The 18,076-nt window shown below is 46.1% G+C and carries 11 protein-coding genes, 2 tRNA genes and 3 rRNA genes; 14 read left to right on the top strand and 2 right to left on the bottom strand.

Features of this window, described 5'->3' with window-relative positions; all coding sequences use genetic code 11:
- Positions 1 to 132 precede the first annotated feature (132 nt).
- From D1814_RS06010 to D1814_RS05980, 7 genes are all read left to right on the top strand, one after another.
- Positions 133 to 1,287, top strand: a complete 1,155-nt coding sequence (locus D1814_RS06010; RefSeq protein ID WP_118490535.1) for a Gfo/Idh/MocA family protein — start codon at positions 133 to 135, stop codon at positions 1,285 to 1,287.
- Positions 1,288 to 1,323: 36 nt separating this feature from the next.
- A complete protein-coding gene (locus tag D1814_RS06005) occupies positions 1,324 to 2,391 on the top strand; it encodes a sugar phosphate isomerase/epimerase family protein (RefSeq protein WP_118490534.1) in 1,068 nt (355 codons plus the stop codon).
- A 26-nt stretch (positions 2,392 to 2,417) separates the two neighbouring features.
- Positions 2,418 to 3,635: a nucleoside permease gene (locus D1814_RS06000; protein WP_183037585.1), complete on the top strand. Its 1,218-nt coding sequence runs from the start codon at positions 2,418 to 2,420 to the stop codon at positions 3,633 to 3,635.
- The gene (locus D1814_RS05995) at positions 3,628 to 4,545 is read left to right on the top strand and encodes a hydroxypyruvate isomerase family protein (RefSeq protein WP_118495324.1); all 918 of its coding nucleotides are present in this window, start codon (positions 3,628 to 3,630) and stop codon (positions 4,543 to 4,545) included. Before D1814_RS06000 ends, D1814_RS05995 begins: the two co-directional genes overlap by 8 nt.
- Positions 4,546 to 4,589: 44 nt before the next feature.
- The gene (locus tag D1814_RS05990) at positions 4,590 to 6,275 is read left to right on the top strand and encodes a GMC oxidoreductase (RefSeq protein ID WP_118490532.1); all 1,686 of its coding nucleotides are present in this window, start codon (positions 4,590 to 4,592) and stop codon (positions 6,273 to 6,275) included.
- A complete protein-coding gene (locus D1814_RS05985) occupies positions 6,275 to 6,892 on the top strand; it encodes a gluconate 2-dehydrogenase subunit 3 family protein (RefSeq protein ID WP_118490531.1) in 618 nt (205 codons plus the stop codon). The genes D1814_RS05990 and D1814_RS05985 overlap by 1 nt, the downstream gene beginning before the upstream one ends.
- A gap of 119 nt (positions 6,893 to 7,011) precedes the next feature.
- Complete coding sequence (locus D1814_RS05980; RefSeq protein ID WP_118490530.1) at positions 7,012 to 7,779, top strand: 3-keto-disaccharide hydrolase; 768 nt, start codon at positions 7,012 to 7,014, stop codon at positions 7,777 to 7,779.
- On the opposite strand, the gene D1814_RS05975 is transcribed toward D1814_RS05980, so the two are convergent.
- Positions 7,776 to 8,924, bottom strand: coding sequence for an iron-containing alcohol dehydrogenase (locus D1814_RS05975; RefSeq protein WP_118490529.1), 1,149 nt, complete (start codon positions 8,922 to 8,924; stop codon positions 7,776 to 7,778). The two genes, D1814_RS05980 and D1814_RS05975, sit on opposite strands and share 4 nt — an antisense overlap.
- Positions 8,925 to 9,445: 521 nt before the next feature.
- On the opposite strand from D1814_RS05975, the gene D1814_RS05970 reads away from it, so the two are divergent.
- The 7 genes from D1814_RS05970 to D1814_RS05935 all read left to right on the top strand — a co-directional run bounded on the left by D1814_RS05970 (position 9,446) and on the right by D1814_RS05935 (position 17,099).
- Positions 9,446 to 10,978: ribosomal RNA gene (locus D1814_RS05970) — 16S ribosomal RNA — on the top strand.
- A 79-nt stretch (positions 10,979 to 11,057) separates the two neighbouring features.
- Positions 11,058 to 11,133, top strand: a tRNA-Ala gene (locus D1814_RS05965).
- A 37-nt stretch (positions 11,134 to 11,170) separates the two neighbouring features.
- A tRNA-Ile gene (locus D1814_RS05960) sits at positions 11,171 to 11,247 on the top strand.
- A gap of 464 nt (positions 11,248 to 11,711) precedes the next feature.
- A 23S ribosomal RNA gene (locus D1814_RS05955) occupies positions 11,712 to 14,589 on the top strand.
- Between the two features lie 119 nt (positions 14,590 to 14,708).
- Positions 14,709 to 14,824: ribosomal RNA gene (rrf, locus tag D1814_RS05950) — 5S ribosomal RNA — on the top strand.
- The 16S, 23S and 5S rRNA genes sit together here with 2 tRNA genes alongside, the layout of an rRNA operon.
- A 595-nt stretch (positions 14,825 to 15,419) precedes the next feature.
- On the top strand, positions 15,420 to 15,953 hold the full coding sequence (locus D1814_RS05940; protein ID WP_118490527.1) for a PH domain-containing protein: 534 nt from the start codon (positions 15,420 to 15,422) through the stop codon (positions 15,951 to 15,953).
- A 144-nt stretch (positions 15,954 to 16,097) separates the two neighbouring features.
- Positions 16,098 to 17,099: a branched-chain amino acid aminotransferase gene (locus tag D1814_RS05935; RefSeq protein WP_118490526.1), complete on the top strand. Its 1,002-nt coding sequence runs from the start codon at positions 16,098 to 16,100 to the stop codon at positions 17,097 to 17,099.
- 60 nt (positions 17,100 to 17,159) lie between these two features.
- Here D1814_RS05935 and gpmA read toward each other — a convergent pair whose 3' ends face one another.
- Positions 17,160 to 17,906, bottom strand: coding sequence for a 2,3-diphosphoglycerate-dependent phosphoglycerate mutase (gene gpmA, locus D1814_RS05930; RefSeq protein ID WP_012516952.1), 747 nt, complete (start codon positions 17,904 to 17,906; stop codon positions 17,160 to 17,162).
- Between the last annotated feature and the right edge of the window lie 170 nt (positions 17,907 to 18,076).

The following is an 18,076-nucleotide window of genomic DNA, read 5'->3' as shown; positions in this document are numbered from 1 at the left end:
CTGAGTTTACGCCCAAAATGTAAACTTTAGATTAATAAAATGCTGTTTTTTGTGTTGACCAATAAAATGTAACGGGTTACATTTTGTCGCATTAGCGACACCAATAGTGCAATTGCACAATGAGGAATTTCGATGCAACCAATACGAATGGGAATGATCGGCGGCGGGGAAGGCGCATTTATCGGTGCCGTACATCGCCATGCCGCAGGGTTAGACGGGAACTACCAGTTAGTGTGTGGGGCATTTAGTCGCAATGAAGACAATAACTCACGCACTGCCACATCGTTAAACGTGCCGTTAACTCGCGCATACAGTAGTTGGCAGGCAATGCTTGACGAAGAAGCTAACTTACCTGAGCAAGAGCGCATGCAGGTGGTGGTAATCGTCACACCTAATCATCTTCATGTGCCCATTTCAATTGCCGCTATTAAAGCGGGCTTCCATGTGTTCTGTGAAAAACCAGCAGGCGTTAGCTTTGCAGAAGTAAAAGAGCTGCAAGATGTTATTCACGCAAATGAATCACTATATGGCTTGGCCCATACCTACCTTGGCTATCCAATGGTATGGCAAGCACGTCACCTTATTGAAAGTAAAATGCTGGGCAACATTAGAAAAGTATATGTTGAGTACCCTCAAGGCTGGTTGTCTGGCGAAGAAGAAACGCACAATAAACAAGCGCAGTGGCGCACCGACCCAGCAATTTCTGGGGCAACAGGTGCAATGGGCGACATCGGCACTCATGCCTTTGGTCTAGTTGAGTTTGTATTAAACGACAGTGTTACCTCGCTATGTGGCGAGTTGAACACGCATGTTGAAGGGCGTCGATTAGATGATGACGGCGCTGCGCTTATTAAAACTAGAAAGGGCGCGTCGGGTGTGTTGATTGCTTCACAGGTATGTGCCGGTGAGGAAAACGCATTGAAGATCCGTGTATACGGTGACAAAGGCGGTTTACAGTGGTGTCAAATGGAGCCTAACTCTGTTACTTATCGTCCCATCGATGCACCTTATCAAGTGTTAAGAGCGGGCCAAGGTCAAGTTGGGCTATGTGATGAGGCATCTGCACGTTGTCGTGTTCCAGCTGGTCATCCAGAGGGTTACTTAGAAGCCATGGCAAATTTGTATACCGACTTTGCCAAAGCAGTGCGCGCTAATCAAAAAGGCAAAGCCGAAGGCGTTCCCGGAATAAATGCTGGCTTACGCGGAATGGTATTTATCGACGCCATGCTAGCGAGTACTGACAGTGACACTAAATGGGAATCGGTTAGTCAGGAAGGAGTGCAGTAATGCGACTACAACTTAATACGAAAAAGGTGAGCGCTTATGGCTACTAACCAACAACCTATAAAAGGGCCCGCAATCTTTCTTGCTCAGTTTATGGGAAAAGAGGCGCCTTTCGATACGCTTGAAAATATGGCGAAGTGGGCAGCGTCGCTTGGCTATAAGGGAATACAAGTTCCTACCGACCCTAGTCTTTTTGATTTAGAAAAAGCGGCTGAAAGCCAAGAGTACTGCGACAACATTGCTAAAATTTGCAAAGACGCAGGGGTAGAAATAACAGAACTTTCTACACATTTACAAGGTCAGTTAGTTGCTGTTCACCCCGCTTACGACGAATTATTCGACAACTTTGCGCCAAAGCATCTGCATGGTAAGCCACAAGAGCGAACCGAGTGGGCAATCAACCAGCTGAAATGTGCGGCTATTGCTAGTAAACGTTTGGGATTGAAAGCTCACGCTACCTTTTCAGGTGCATTAATGTGGCACTTAGTTTATCCATGGCCTCAGCGTCCAGCTGGTTTGGTTGAGCAAGGCTTTGCTGAACTCGCTAAGCGTTGGAAGCCCATTCTAGATGCATTCGACGATGCGGGTGTTGACGTATGCTACGAAATTCACCCTGGGGAAGACCTGCATGATGGCGCTTCGTTCGAACAGTTTTTAAAAGCTGTAGATAACCACCCACGAGCAAATATTCTTTTCGATCCAAGTCACTTTGTTTTACAGCAGCTTGACTACCTTGACTTTATTGACCGCTACCACAGCCGAATCAAAATGTTTCACGTCAAAGATGCCGAGTTCAATCCTGACGGTAGAAACGGTGTATATGGCGGCTATCAAGACTGGCAAGAACGGGCTGGCCGTTTTCGCTCTCTTGGCGATGGGCAAGTCGATTTCAAAGGAATTTTTAGCAAGCTTACCCAGTACGGCTTCACCGGCTGGGCAGTACTTGAGTGGGAATGCTGCTTAAAAGACAGTGCACAAGGCGCTGCAGAAGGCGCACCGTTTATCGCTTCACACATTATCGAGCCAAGTAAATATGCGTTTGACGACTTTGCTGGCGGTGCCGTGAGTGAAGCGAAGAATAATCGTATTTTAGGGCTTGAGCGCTAAGCGCCATCAACAGGATAGCAATAACTATGATAACCCTACGCCTGAGTTTGATGATGTTCCTTCAGTTCTTCATTTGGGGAGGCTGGTTTGTAACATTAGGTACGTATTTGTCGAATACCTTGGCTGCTAATGGTGGGCAAATCGGTATGGCTTTCTCAACCCAGAGTTGGGGCGCCATTATTGCCCCCTTCATTGTGGGACTTGTTGCCGACCGATTCTTTAATGCAGAAAAGATCCTTGGTTTCTTACACCTCATTGGCGCTGTACTTATGTATTGTATGTACCAAGCGAATGATTTTGTCAGCTTCTACCCTTATGTGTTGGCGTACATGATTGCCTATATGCCTACGCTGGCACTGGTCAACTCGGTGTCATTTGGGCAAATGGTCGACCCATCAAAAGAATTCGGAAAAGTTCGTGTGTGGGGCACTATCGGCTGGATTGTGGCTGGTCTTATGATTAGCTATGTATTCTCATGGGATTCTGCCCAATCTATTGCCGATGGTATGCTCAAAAACACCTTCTTATTATGTAGCATTGCCTCCTTAATTTTAGGTGTGTTCAGTTTTACGCTACCTAACACGCCTCCTCAATCTAGCGGCAAAGCCGTAACCATACGGGATATTCTAGGCTTAGATGCGTTGGCATTGCTCAAAGATAAGAACTTCTTTGTGTTCTTTTTATCTTCGGTACTCATTTGTATTCCGCTGGCCTTTTACTACCAGAATGCTAACCCTTTTCTTACCGAAATAGGCGTTGAAAACGCCACGGGAAAAATGACATTGGGCCAAGTATCTGAAGTACTGTTTATGTTGGCTCTGCCAGTATTTTTAAATCGCTTCGGCATTAAAGCCACCTTAGTGATTGGTATGGCTGCATGGGTAATTCGCTATGCGCTGTTCGCATTTGGAAACGCTGACGAAAGTTTGTTCATGCTTATTATCGGTATTGCACTGCACGGTATTTGTTACGACTTCTTTTTTGTATCAGGGCAAATCTATACCAATGCAAAGGCGGGAGAACATGTAAAAAGTGCCGCGCAAGGGCTAATTACCTTGGCCACGTACGGCGTAGGTATGTTGGTGGGTTTTGCCGTAGCAGGCGCAATTACCGATACCTACACGATGGAAACAGGTGCGCATAGTTGGCAGCAGGTTTGGTTATTCCCAGCAGCGTTTGCCGCGGTGGTGTTAGTGCTCTTTGCCGTTCTATTTAGAAAGGAGAAGGTAAATGCCGATGCATAACAATGCCCGCAGAAAATTACTTCAAAGCATGGCAATGACTGGGGTAGGAATAGCTGGAGTAGGGCTAACCGCCTCTGGTTTAGCAGCAGCCGAGTCAACCACAGCAGGTAAAGGTAGTAATGCCATGAATACACCGCTTAAAGGCAATGTGAATCACTCGGTAAGTCGATGGACATACGGTGATTTAAGCATTGAAGAGTTGTGCCAAACCGTAAAAGATCTGGGCTTTAGTGCGATTGACCTAGTTGGCCCTGAAGATTGGCCCGTGCTAAAGCAATATGGCATCGACTCTTCTATGTGTAATGGTGCCGAGATAAGCCTTGAAGACGGCTTCATTCACAGCGAATTACACGATGAATTAGAAGCGCGCTATTTAAAGCACATCGATTTAGTCGCCAATGCAGGTTACACCAACCTTATTTGTTTTAGCGGTAATGCCAGAGGCATGTCGCCAAAAGACGGGCTTGAAAACGCCGTCAAAGGATTACAGCGAATTCTACCTTACGCTAAAAAACGCAACGTAGTGATCTTCATGGAGCTATTCAACAGCAAAGTCGATCACCCTGATTACATGGCCGACAACTCAGCGTGGGGCATAGAGCTTTGCAAACGCCTTGGCTCCAAACACTTCTCACTACTTTACGATATCTATCACATGCAAATTAATGAGGGAGATATCATTCGAACTATTCGCGAGAGCCATCAGTACTTCGGTCATTATCACACGGCCGGCGTTCCTGGACGTCACGAAATAGATGCTTCACAAGAACTCAACTATGAAGCCATTGCTAAAGCCATTGTTCAGACCGGATTCAAAGGCTATCTAGCACAAGAGTTTATACCCACATCGAAAAGCAAAGCCAGCAGAATCGCGTCGCTACACCAAGCGATTCAAATCTGCGATGTATAACGTGCGAACAGGCACAGCGACGAATGAAGTTTTAAGGACGTGTTATGGCGAGTAACGAATACGATGCAATAGTCATTGGATCTGGTATCAGTGGCGGCTGGGCAGCTAAAGAGCTTACAGAGAAAGGCTTAAAAGTGCTTATGCTCGAGCGTGGTCAAAATATTGAACATATAAAAGACTACAAAAATGCCCATAAAGAGGATTGGGATTATCCACATCGAGACTTACCTACACAGGCGATGAAAGTAGATTATCCCGTACTCAAGCGCGACTACCCCTTAAATGAAAAAACCTACGGTATGTGGGCAAACGAAAAAGCAAATCCTTACACAGAGGATAAGCGCTTTGACTGGTACAGAGGCTACCATGTAGGCGGGCGCTCACTGTTATGGGGGCGCCAAAGCTACCGTTTGAATAAAGAAGATTTTGAAGCCAATGCTAAAGAAGGTATAGCGGTTGATTGGCCTATTCGCTACGAAGACTTGGCACCCTGGTATGACTATGTAGAGAAATTCGCAGGTATCAGCGGTAACCGAGATGGTTTAGATGTGTTGCCAGATGGCATTTATCAGCCGCCGATGCCAATGAATATTGTAGAGGAAAGTGTTGCAGCCCGCGTTAAAAAAACCTATGAAGGCGCGCGCCACATGGTGCATGGCCGCACTTCAAACATGACACAAAGTAAACCTGAAGAAGGGCGTGTTCATTGCCAGTACCGCAATAAGTGCTGGTTGGGTTGTCCGTTTGGTGGCTACTTTAGTACGCAAGCGTCTACGCTTCCGGCTGCTGTTAAAACAGGTAACTTAACACTTCGACCTTTCTCGATTGTGAAAGAGATCTTGTTCGACAAAGACAAAAAGCGCGCGACGGGCGTAGAAATTATCGATGCAGAAACTAACAAGACCTATGTATTCAAAAGTAAAATCGTTTTCGTTAATGCGTCAGCACTTAACTCGGCTTGGGTACTAATGAATTCAGCCACGGATGTGTGGGATGGTGGATTGGGGAGCAGCAGCGGTGAGCTGGGCCACAACGTTATGGATCATCACTTTAGAGTAGGTGCTTCTGCTGAGGTTGAAGGTTTTGACGACAAATACACCTACGGTCGCAGACCAAGTGGCTTCTATGTGCCAAGGTTTAGAAATTGGGGTAGTGATAAGCGTGACTATCTACGTGGGTTCGGCTACCAAGGAAGCGCAAGCCGTTCGGGCTGGCGCAAAGACATTGCCGAGCTTGGTATAGGTGTAGGGCTCAAAGATGCGATTACCGAGCCGGGTCTTTGGACCATCGGCATGACAGCTTTCGGTGAAATTCTTCCGTACCATGAAAACAAAGTGTACCTGAACAAAAAAGTCACCGATAAGTGGGGCTTGCCAGTACTTGCCATGGACGTTGAGATCAAAGAAAACGAACTCAAGATGCGTAAAGATATGCAGCAGGACGCCGTTGATATGTTCGAAGCGGCTGGACTTAAGAATGTTCAAGGATGGGATGCCGACTATGCTCCTGGCATGGGTATTCACGAAATGGGTACGGCCCGTATGGGCAGAGATCCAAAAACCTCCGTGTTAAATGCGCATAACCAAGTATGGGACGCACCTAACGTATTTGTTACAGACGGTGCAGCAATGACATCAGGCAGCTGTGTTAACCCGTCGCTAACCTATATGGCGCTAACGGCTAGAGCTGCTGAGTTTGCCGTGGAAGAGTTAAAGCGAGGAAACCTTTAATGGAGCGCAGAGAACTACTTAAACTTATCGCGACAGCCACGGGTACGGCGTTATTTGCGGGGAATGCGTTTGCATACAAAGATATTCCTGCGGTACCGCTAAGCAACACATTATTTAATGAAAAAGACGTGGCTCTACTCAATGAGATGGGGGAGGTGATCATCCCCCAAACAGATACGCCTGGAGCAAAAGCTGCAAACGTTGGTGCAACAATGGCTGTGCTGGTAACAGATTGCTACACACCCTTACTTCAAAAGACGTTTGTCGATGGTATAAAGAAAATATCTTCATTAAGTGAAAGTCGCTTCAATAAGTCATTTATCCAGCTTACCAAGCAAGAGCGCGAAACCTTCTTCAACGATTTGGATGTGGAAGCAAAAGCGGCAAACCTTGCTAACGGCGTTTATCAAGGCGTTGAAACAGGAAAGCCAAGTCAATGGGAACCTGGTACCGATGAGCCAACGCCTCACTACTTCACCTTATTAAAGCAGCTGACACTTTATTGCTTTTTCACATCTCAAGTTGGCGCAACCAAAGTACTTAGATATGTCGCTATTCCTGGGCGTTACGATGGTGCATTTCCTTACAAGAAGGGCGACAAAGCTTGGGCCACGTAAGCCTGGTATACATAGGCTTGATAGACATAAGCCTGATACAAAAGCTTAGTGAATAAAGCAAAAACAAGAAAGCCAATCGCTACATAGTGATGAAACAGATTATAAAAGGTACTTACACAATGAATAAGACTCTTCTCGCCTCTACAGTGGCGCTACTCATGCCACTTACCGCGTGCGCTGCAACAGAAGCAAATTCAGAGAAAAGCGAGTCACGTCTATCTCGTGAACAGCAGGCAGCCAAAACAGAAGTTTGGGAGCCGGTTCCGGAAGTTGTTTTTTTTAGTGAGATTGGCGTGCCTTCTGATGCCACCATTTTAATTGGCAATGACTTATCAAATTGGAGTTCGGTAAAAGAAGGTGAGGCTAAGTGGGCGCTTCAAGATGGTGTACTTACCGTAAAACCGGGCACGGGTGATATTAAAACGAACGAAGCATTTTGTGACGTCCAGCTGCACGTAGAGTGGAAAGTACCGCAACCAGAGGCGGGTATGGAAGGACAGCAGCGCAATAACAGTGGTATCTTCCTTCAGCAAAGGTACGAAATTCAAGTATTAGACTCATATCAGAATAAGACCTATCCCAATGGTCAGGCGGCAAGTGTATATAAGCAAACAATCCCTTTAGTTAATGCTATGAAGGCCCCTGGCGAGTGGCAAACCTATGACATTATCTATAAAGCCCCTACCTTTAAAGGTGAAGAGTTAGCAACCAAGGGCTATGTTACTGTTATACACAATGGCGTAGTAGTTCAAAACCATACCGAGATCCAAGGAACCACAGAATGGATAGGTGCACCAAAATATAAAGCTCACGGATGCGCGCCGCTTCAATTACAAGATCACGGTAACTTAGTGAGCTTTAAAAATATGTGGGTAAGACCGCTTTAAAACGCGAGTCGGTATATATCTTCAATCTCTTTAATACTTAATTGCTTGGGATTATTGCGAAGGAGGCGAGTTACTTTACTCGCTTCTTCTGCTAGTTCCCCTACACAAGTTGGCGAAATATTAAAATGGGTGAGTGAATTTGGTATGTCTACATCCCTACACAGCTTTTCTATAGCACCTAATAGCAGTTTAACTGCTTCTTCCTTTGAATGGTGGCGCTCACATACCTTCAGTAGCTTAGCTACGCAATAAAGTTTGTCTTGGCAGAAAGGCGCATTAACTTTCAAAACGTGAGGAAGCATTACCGCGTTACTCATGCCGTGTGATAAATGAAAGCGCCCTCCTAATGGGTAGGCCAATGCATGTACTGCGCCCACGCCGGCATTTCCAAATGCAAGACCTGCCATTAAACTGCCGGTGGCCATATCTTCACGAGCTGATAAGTTCTCTCCATTATTATAAGCGTGTGATAATGAATTAAATATAAGCTTAAGCGCCTTCTCTGCAAGCGCGTCGGTAATGGGGCTGGCATTAACACTTATATAGGCTTCAAGCGCGTGAACAAATGCATCTATACCGCTCGCTGCTGTAATTGAGGGAGGGCACGTTTTTGTCATCTCAGGTGCAACAATTGCTACATCGGGTAATAAGCAGTGACTAACAATGCCTTTCTTCATTTGTGCTTTAGGATCAGACAAAATAGCAATGTTGGTAACTTCGGAACCTGTACCTGCGGTAGTGGGAACAACAATAAGAGGGAGGTTTCTTTGTGTAAGCGTATTTTCACCGAAGAGATCTACAAGGGGGCCGGTATAGTCATATGTAGAGGCAAGTACTTTAGCGCTATCAATAGCACTGCCTCCGCCCAGCGCGATTATTCCGTCTATCTGTTTTTCCCGAAGCAAGCACAACTTTCTTTCTATAACATCTACTTCAGGCTCAGGAGGTATGTCATCAACAATAAGTAAAGGTTTAGAAGGAATGAGCGTGAGTATTTGGTCGAGAAGCCCTGAAGAAGATACGCCTTTATCAGTTATCACAGCACAGTTATTTATGCCTAAACGCTTCATTTCATCAGTAAGGGCTTTAATAGCACCTAGTCCAGTAATGAGTTTTCCCGCGGTCTTAAATTCCGAAACCTTCATAGAGTGCTCCTGATAAGAACGTACTTTTAATAGCTACGAGTTAACTAATTTATAGTACAACACAGCGGATACCACTTAACTAACCTTATAGATGGTTAAAAGTGAGATGAATTCGTGGTTTTAATGAACGTTTTGTGTGTTGTTTGTGCAAACGATCGAAAAATAAGGTTTTTTTCGAAATAAGTGTTGACGTGAGCGCTCATTTCCCTAAAATGCGCATCCGCTTCGGGGGAAAAGCAAAACAGCAACCCTCCTGAAGTAAGTCTCTACTACCTATATAGGCCAGTAAAGACGGGAGTTTAGAAGAAACGCTTCAGAAAATAAATTTTCAAAAAGTGTTGACAACGAAAACTTCCAGCGTATAATGCGCACCTCACTCGAACAGGGTGAGTCACTAAGAAGCAACGGCTTCCGGTGAATTGCGACGAAGTCGCAACGTTCTTTAACAATTTAGACAAGACAATCTGTGTGGGCACTCGTTAAGAGTGTCAACATAACGACGATTCATATTTCGATATATTTAATTGAAGAGTTTGATCATGGCTCAGATTGAACGCTGGCGGCAGGCCTAACACATGCAAGTCGAACGGTAACAGGAAGTGCTTGCACTTCGCTGACGAGTGGCGGACGGGTGAGTAATGCTTGGGAACTTGCCTTTGCGAGGGGGATAACAGTTGGAAACGACTGCTAATACCGCATAATGTCTACGGACCAAACGGGGCTTAGGCTTCGGCGCAAAGAGAGGCCCAAGTGAGATTAGCTAGTTGGTAAGGTAAAGGCTTACCAAGGCAACGATCTCTAGCTGTTCTGAGAGGAAGATCAGCCACACTGGAACTGAGACACGGTCCAGACTCCTACGGGAGGCAGCAGTGGGGAATATTGCACAATGGGGGAAACCCTGATGCAGCCATGCCGCGTGTGTGAAGAAGGCCTTCGGGTTGTAAAGCACTTTCAGTTGTGAGGAAAAGTTAGTAGTTAATACCTGCTAGCCGTGACGTTAACAACAGAAGAAGCACCGGCTAACTCCGTGCCAGCAGCCGCGGTAATACGGAGGGTGCGAGCGTTAATCGGAATTACTGGGCGTAAAGCGCACGCAGGCGGTTTGTTAAGCTAGATGTGAAAGCCCCGGGCTCAACCTGGGACGGTCATTTAGAACTGGCAGACTAGAGTCTTGGAGAGGGGAGTGGAATTCCAGGTGTAGCGGTGAAATGCGTAGATATCTGGAGGAACATCAGTGGCGAAGGCGACTCCCTGGCCAAAGACTGACGCTCATGTGCGAAAGTGTGGGTAGCGAACAGGATTAGATACCCTGGTAGTCCACACCGTAAACGCTGTCTACTAGCTGTTTGTGGCTTTAAGCCGTGAGTAGCGAAGCTAACGCGCTAAGTAGACCGCCTGGGGAGTACGGCCGCAAGGTTAAAACTCAAATGAATTGACGGGGGCCCGCACAAGCGGTGGAGCATGTGGTTTAATTCGATGCAACGCGAAGAACCTTACCTACACTTGACATGCTGAGAAGTTACTAGAGATAGTTTCGTGCCTTCGGGAACTCAGACACAGGTGCTGCATGGCTGTCGTCAGCTCGTGTCGTGAGATGTTGGGTTAAGTCCCGCAACGAGCGCAACCCTTGTCCTTAGTTGCCAGCATTAAGTTGGGCACTCTAAGGAGACTGCCGGTGACAAACCGGAGGAAGGTGGGGACGACGTCAAGTCATCATGGCCCTTACGTGTAGGGCTACACACGTGCTACAATGGCATTTACAGAGGGAAGCAAGACAGTGATGTGGAGCGGACCCCTTAAAGAATGTCGTAGTCCGGATTGGAGTCTGCAACTCGACTCCATGAAGTCGGAATCGCTAGTAATCGCAGGTCAGAATACTGCGGTGAATACGTTCCCGGGCCTTGTACACACCGCCCGTCACACCATGGGAGTGGGATGCAAAAGAAGTAGTTAGTCTAACCTTCGGGAGGACGATTACCACTTTGTGTTTCATGACTGGGGTGAAGTCGTAACAAGGTAACCCTAGGGGAACCTGGGGTTGGATCACCTCCTTACCATTACGTCGTAAGACGCACTTGATGCAGTGCCTACACAGATAGTCTTGTTTAAAAATGAAGAACGACACAAGTTTATGGGGCTATAGCTCAGCTGGGAGAGCGCCTGATTTGCATTCAGGAGGTCAGCAGTTCGATCCTGCTTAGCTCCACCATCTACTTGACACTGAGCTTGCATAAGCGAAGTACTGAAGGCTTGTAGCTCAGCTGGTTAGAGCGCACCCCTGATAAGGGTGAGGTCGGCAGTTCAAGTCTGCCCAAGCCTACCATTCACCTGCACTTGCTTTGCAAGTGGTCGTGAAAAAGCCGCTTAACCGGAAGGGAACCTTCCTGACGGTTTTTCTACTCGCTAAAGTTAGCGGTAGTCAAAGGCTAAAGTGGAAACCGATTTTATGTGTCACGTTGGACCCTAAATCCTAATGAATATTTACTGTTTCAGTAAGCATTGATTAGGGTTTTTTACTCTAAAGTGAAATGACTCGTCATTTTGCGAATGTTCTTTAACAATTTGGAAAGCTGATATTAATAGTAATCAATCAAAATTGAGTAACTGAGAAGTCGAAAGACGTACTTTTTACTCTACTTGACTGAATTGCTTGTTATCTAAAAGCGCTGAAAAGCGTGCCAATCGGCAAGCCGATTAGCAAAAAGATAGCAAGGCAATTCTTCCGATTAGCTTGTCATTCATGCGACATAACTTAAGCAGAAGTCAAAAGGCTGTTTGGGGTTGTATGGTTAGGTGACGAAGCGTATACGGTGGATGCCTTGGCAGTTAGAGGCGATGAAGGACGTGTAAGTCTGCGAAAAGCTGTGGTGAGCCGACAAAATGCATTTGAGCCACAGATGTCCGAATGGGGAAACCCACCTGTTTACAGGTATCGTTACATGAATACATAGTGTAACGAGGCGAACGAGGGGAACTGAAACATCTAAGTACCCTTAGGAAAAGAAATCAATTGAGATTCCCCTAGTAGCGGCGAGCGAACGGGGAACAGCCCTTAAGCTGTATTGAATGTAGTGGAATCCTTTGGGAAGAGGAGCGATACAAGGTGATAGCCCTGTACACGACGCAATCTTTACAGTGAAATCGAGTAGGTCGGGACACGTGTTATCTTGACTGAATATGGGGGGACCATCCTCCAAGGCTAAATACTCCTAACTGACCGATAGTGAACCAGTACCGTGAGGGAAAGGCGAAAAGAACCCCTGTGAGGGGAGTGAAATAGAACCTGAAACCGTATACGTACAAGCAGTGGGAGCCCTTCGGGGTGACTGCGTACCTTTTGTATAATGGGTCAGCGACTTATATTTAGTAGCAAGGTTAAGCGAATAGCGGAGCCGTAGCGAAAGCGAGTGTTAACTGCGCGTTTAGTTGCTAGGTATAGACCCGAAACCCGGTGATCTAGCCATGAGCAGGTTGAAGGTTGAGTAACATCAACTGGAGGACCGAACCCACTGACGTTGAAAAGTCAGGGGATGACTTGTGGCTGGGGGTGAAAGGCCAATCAAACCGGGAGATAGCTGGTTCTCCCCGAAATCTATTTAGGTAGAGCCTCGGACGAATTCCATTGGGGGTAGAGCACTGTTAAGGCTAGGGGGTCATCCCGACTTACCAACCCTTTGCAAACTCCGAATACCAATGAGAACTATCCGGGAGACACACGGCGGGTGCTAACGTCCGTCGTGGAGAGGGAAACAACCCAGACCGCCAGCTAAGGTCCCAAAATATTGCTAAGTGGGAAACGATGTGGGAAGGCATAGACAGCTAGGAGGTTGGCTTAGAAGCAGCCACCCTTTAAAGAAAGCGTAATAGCTCACTAGTCGAGTCGGCCTGCGCGGAAGATGTAACGGGGCTAAGCAATATACCGAAGCTGCGGCAGCATAGTTTACTATGCTGGGTAGGGGAGCGTTGTGTAAGTGGATGAAGGTGAGTTGTAAAGCTTGCTGGACATATCACAAGTGCGAATGCTGACATGAGTAACGATAATGGGAGTGAAAAACTCCCACGCCGGAAGACCAAGGTTTCCTGTCCCATGCTAATCAGGGCAGGGTAAGTCGGCCCCTAAGGCGAGGCAGAAATGCGTAGTCGATGGGAAACGGATTAATATTTCCGTACTTATATAATCAGTGATGGAGGGACGGAGAAGGCTAGGCAAGCTTGGCGTTGGTTGTCCAAGTGAAAGCGAGTAGGCCGAGAATTTAGGTAAATCCGGATTCTTAAAGCTGAGACGCGAGACGAGCTCCCAAGGGAGTGAAGTTGTTGATGCCCTGCTTCCAGGAAAAGCTTCTAAACTTATGATTATATGAACCGTACCCCAAACCGACACAGGTGGTCAGGTAGAGAATACTAAGGCGCTTGAGAGAACTCGGGTGAAGGAACTCGGCAAAATTGTACCGTAACTTCGGGAGAAGGTACGCCTCTGTTTGTGAACACTTCGCGTGGTAAGCAAATGGAGGCCGCAGTGACCAGGTGGCTGGGACTGTTTATTAAAAACACAGCACTCTGCAAACTCGTAAGAGGACGTATAGGGTGTGACACCTGCCCGGTGCCGGAAGGTTAATTGATGGGGTTAGTTTTCGGACGAAGCTCTTGATCGAAGCCCCGGTAAACGGCGGCCGTAACTATAACGGTCCTAAGGTAGCGAAATTCCTTGTCGGGTAAGTTCCGACCTGCACGAATGGTGTAACCATGGCCACGCTGTCTCCACCCGAGACTCAGTGAAATTGAAATCGCAGTGAAGATGCTGTGTACCCGCACCTAGACGGAAAGACCCCGTGAACCTTTACTACAGCTTGGCACTGAACATTGAACCTACATGTGTAGGATAGGTGGGAGGCTTTGAAGCACAGTCGCTAGATTGTGTGGAGCCGTCCTTGAAATACCACCCTTGTATGTTTGATGTTCTAACATAGGTCCCTTATCGGGATTGTGGACAGTGTCTGGTGGGTAGTTTGACTGGGGCGGTCTCCTCCCAAATAGTAACGGAGGAGCACGAAGGTTAGCTAATCACGGTCGGACATCGTGAGGTTAGTGCAATGGCATAAGCTAGCTTAACTGCGAGACAGACACGTCGAGCAGGTACGAAAGTAGGTCATAGTGATCCGGTGGTTCTGTATGGAAGGGCCATCGCTCAACGGATAAAAGGTACTCCGGGGATAACAGGCTGATACCGCCCAAGAGTTCATATCGACGGCGGTGTTTGGCACCTCGATGTCGGCTCATCACATCCTGGGGCTGAAGTCGGTCCCAAGGGTATGGCTGTTCGCCATTTAAAGTGGTACGCGAGCTGGGTTTAGAACGTCGTGAGACAGTTCGGTCCCTATCTGGTGTGGGCGTTGGATGATTGATGGGAGCTGCTCCTAGTACGAGAGGACCGGAGTGGACGAACCGCTGGTGTTCGGGTTGTCATGCCAATGGCATTGCCCGGTAGCTATGTTCGGAACGGATAACCGCTGAAAGCATCTAAGCGGGAAGCCGGCCCAAAGATGAGTCATCCCTGAACTTTAAGTTCTGGAAGGGTTGTTATAGACGATGACGTTGATAGGCAGGGTGTGGAAGCGTTGTAAGGCGTTAAGCTAACCTGTACTAATTGCCCGAGAGGCTTAACCATACAACGCCCAAAAAGCTTTAGGCTTTTGAGTGTTGTAGACAAGCTAAAGCAAGTAGAGTGAAAAGTAGTTACTCACTGATTGAATTAATATCCAGTTTTCTAGATTGTTACCAGTTTTTCCTGGCAGCCATAGCGATACGGTACCACCTGACTCCATTCCGAACTCAGAAGTGAAACGTATTAGCGCCGATGGTAGTGTGGGGTTTCCCCATGTGAGAGTAGGACACTGCCAGGTCCCATTAAGAAGAACCCGCCTAACGGCGGGTTTTTTGCTTTCTGCACCTGAAAAAGTAATGGGATCAGAGTACATTCACCCATTCCTCCCCCAGCAAACACTCAAAAATGGGGTCAGAGTACTTTAGTACTATCAAGATCAGAGCGCGGTTATAACCTTATCTCCAGTACAGAAAATTCAAAGAAATATACTCTCGTTTTTATTCAAACGAAAAAATGTACTCTGACCCCATTGTTATTTTTTATCACACTGATATCGCTATATTATTTGTGGGGATAACTCAGACCCCTTTATTTAAAGGGGGGAACGATTTTACACGATTAAACTCGCCTAACGAGGGTTTTTATCAATATGCTTCCATCATTTATTTCATCAAGAACCGCTTACCAGTAAGCGTTAAGCGTTTACGCGTAGTAATATCTTACAAATGATTTTAAAGCCTACATTACAGAATGTTAGGCATTTCAACCTTGAAAAGGGTATTGTAAGAAATCTCAAATTTAGTCTAGCTAACTTGCTATTGGTGTATTAGCGGTAAGTCATTTCATACATTGATTAGCTAGACGCTTTAATAGGCTATAAGAGGGAACTGCTTATGTCTGAAAAGATAATTATAAATGCCACCTTTAACCCGGCGGTAAAAATTTACTGGCTTATAAATTTATTGTTATTGTCTACGATTACTGTAGTCGGTATACCTTTTTTGATCATATCTATCCCTTTGTTCTTTCTAATAAGTAGCAGAATATTGGCTGCTATGTCTGCAACAGTGACAGAGCGAAAACTCGTCGTGAAACGGGGCGTGTTTCAAAAAGAAGAGAAATCTATCCCGTTAGAAAAGATAACGGATGTTGCTATGGTGCAAGGGCCATTAATGCGAGTGTTTAACTTATATAGACTTTCATTTGAAACAGCAGGGCAGTCTGCGCAAGGTGCCTTAGTCTCGCTAATTGGTATCAATGATGCTGATATATTTAGAGAAACTATCCTTGCGCAAAAAGATAAGTTACTAACGGGTAATAGCGAAATGCCGGAACACAGAAATTATGAAAACAGCGATATGAAGGCGTTAGTTGAAAGTGTTAAACGAATAGAGTTGCTGCTTGATAAAGCACTAAAAGAGCAATAGCGGCGGATATGGGGTGTTGTCAGTATTTCTAGACATTCTTATTCGATAAAAGCCTTAATAGAATCGACTTACTTTTAGCAATGTGGAGGTTTTTTGGTAAACTCTTGCGAATATCATTTTAGTCGAAGTAAATAGGACGAACTAATGGCCGTATTCGGTACAGTATTCATGCCACAAATGGCACTTGCTACCTTTGTCAACGATAAATGGACTGACACCGAATTTGTCAGTGCAGACAGTATTTCACTTCATCCTGGCGCACACGTGCTTCATTACTCAAGTACGTGCTTTGAAGGTTTAAAAGCATTTAAGCACGAAGATGGCAGCATCAATATTTTTAGAATGGATAAAAACATTGAGCGTTTTGCTCAAAGTAGCCGTCTTTTAAATTTGCCAGAAATAGATAAAGCGCAAGTTGAAAAGATGATCATCGATATTGTAGCAAAGTATGCCTCTGAGGTTCCAGAGCCTCCTGGTTCTATGTATATTCGTCCTACTCATATCGGTACAGAAGCGTCTATTGGAAAAGCAGCTGCACCGTCTGCAGATTCGATGCTATACGTATTATTGTCTCCAGTCGGTGATTATTTTGCGGGCGGAGCAAAGCCGCTTCGCTTGTTACTAGACGAAACAGGGATGCGCTGTGCATCGCATATGGGAATGGTAAAAAGTGGCGGTAATTATGCCAGTGCGTTACCACCTATTCTCAAAGCCCGCGCAGAAGTGCAAGCTGATCAAATCTTGTTTTGTCCCAACGGTGACGTTCAGGAAACAGGTGCAGCTAACTTCTTACTTATTGACGGAGACGAGATCATTACGAAAGGGTTGGACGCTAGCTTCTTACACGGAGTAACCCGTGCAACCGTTCTTCAAATTGCCAAAGATCACGGCATGAAAGTAAGTGAGCGTGATATTACAGTTGAAGAGTTACTAGAACGCTCTGCAAAACCAAATACAGAAGCTGCGCTGTCTGGTACAGCGGCTGTGCTTACGCCAGTGGGTACTTTTATTCATAACGACAAAGAGTATCAGGTTGGAAGCGGCGAAGCTGGCCCGGTGACAATGAAACTTAGACAGGCGTTAAATGATATCCAATGGGGTAAAGCCGAAGATACCCACAACTGGCTAGTCAAAGTGCCAAACTAGTATAACATCCATAAAAAAGCCTGCTAACGCAGGCTTTTTCGCATTTACTAAGGCGCTCGCTTATTTCGCTTGGCCTTGTTTAGCAACTGCATCCATCATTGCTTTAATTGCATCCGCATCGCCAAGATACTCTTTAGAGATTGGCTTAAGGTTTTCATCTAGTTCGTAAACTAGTGGCACACCTGTAGGGATGTTAAGACCTAATACTTCTTCGTCTGACATACCATCTAAATACTTAACAAGCGCGCGAAGGCTGTTGCCATGGGCCGCTATAATGACACGCTTACCAGCTTGGATGTCTGGGCGAATAACGTCATGCCAGTAAGGTAATACACGTTCGATAGTAAGTTTCAGACTTTCACCACGTGGTAGAATATCAGCATCTACATTATTATAACGTGGGTCGTGACCTGGGAAATGTTCACTGTCGTCTTCAACTGCCGGAGGTGGAATGTCGAAGCTACGACGCCAGATTTTCACTTGCTCTTCGCCGTGCTTAGCAGCCGTTTCCGCTTTGTCTAGACCGGTCAATGCACCGTAGTGACGCTCGTTCAAACGCCAATGGCGCTCAACTGGAAGATAGTGTTGACCCATTTCTTCAAGGGCAATATTAAGCGTTTTGATTGCGCGAAGAAGTACAGACGTATATGCCTGGTCAAATGTAAATCCAGCATCTTTAAGAAGCTGACCTGCGGTCTTTGCTTGTGCTACACCAGTGTCGGTCAAGTCAACGTCGTGCCAGCCCGTGAAACGGTTTTCTAAGTTCCACTGACTTTCTCCATGACGAATAAGTACCAATTTATACATAGTTGGGTTACCTGCGGCGTTAAAGTGAAGTAGTCTGAGATAATTCCAGAAGTTGGACGTTCAGACGTATATTTAAAATCTGTTGTCATCATCCTTGATTGGCGCTAAAAAATCCAGTTTATGCACTCATAAAATCGCAGGTAAGACGTGTGTTTGCTGTCAAAATAAGA

The sequence above is a fragment of the Alteromonas sp. BL110 genome (assembly GCF_003443615.1).
Classification (GTDB): Bacteria; Pseudomonadota; Gammaproteobacteria; order Enterobacterales; family Alteromonadaceae; genus Alteromonas.
The sequence above is the reverse complement of the archived record's forward strand: the minus strand, read 5'-3'. Positions and strand labels throughout refer to the sequence as shown.

Coding starts and splice junctions, on each gene's coding strand:
- D1814_RS06010 (WP_118490535.1), top strand. CDS start 133: ATGCAACCAATACGAATGGGAATGATCGGCGGCGGGGAAGGCGCATTT.
- gpmA (WP_012516952.1), bottom strand. CDS start 17,906: ATGTATAAATTGGTACTTATTCGTCATGGAGAAAGTCAGTGGAACTTA.
- D1814_RS05990 (WP_118490532.1), top strand. CDS start 4,590: ATGGCGAGTAACGAATACGATGCAATAGTCATTGGATCTGGTATCAGT.
- D1814_RS06005 (WP_118490534.1), top strand. CDS start 1,324: ATGGCTACTAACCAACAACCTATAAAAGGGCCCGCAATCTTTCTTGCT.
- D1814_RS06000 (WP_183037585.1), top strand. CDS start 2,418: ATGATAACCCTACGCCTGAGTTTGATGATGTTCCTTCAGTTCTTCATT.
- D1814_RS05995 (WP_118495324.1), top strand. CDS start 3,628: ATGCATAACAATGCCCGCAGAAAATTACTTCAAAGCATGGCAATGACT.
- D1814_RS05940 (WP_118490527.1), top strand. CDS start 15,420: ATGTCTGAAAAGATAATTATAAATGCCACCTTTAACCCGGCGGTAAAA.
- D1814_RS05935 (WP_118490526.1), top strand. CDS start 16,098: ATGGCCGTATTCGGTACAGTATTCATGCCACAAATGGCACTTGCTACC.
- D1814_RS05980 (WP_118490530.1), top strand. CDS start 7,012: ATGAATAAGACTCTTCTCGCCTCTACAGTGGCGCTACTCATGCCACTT.
- D1814_RS05975 (WP_118490529.1), bottom strand. CDS start 8,924: ATGAAGGTTTCGGAATTTAAGACCGCGGGAAAACTCATTACTGGACTA.
- D1814_RS05985 (WP_118490531.1), top strand. CDS start 6,275: ATGGAGCGCAGAGAACTACTTAAACTTATCGCGACAGCCACGGGTACG.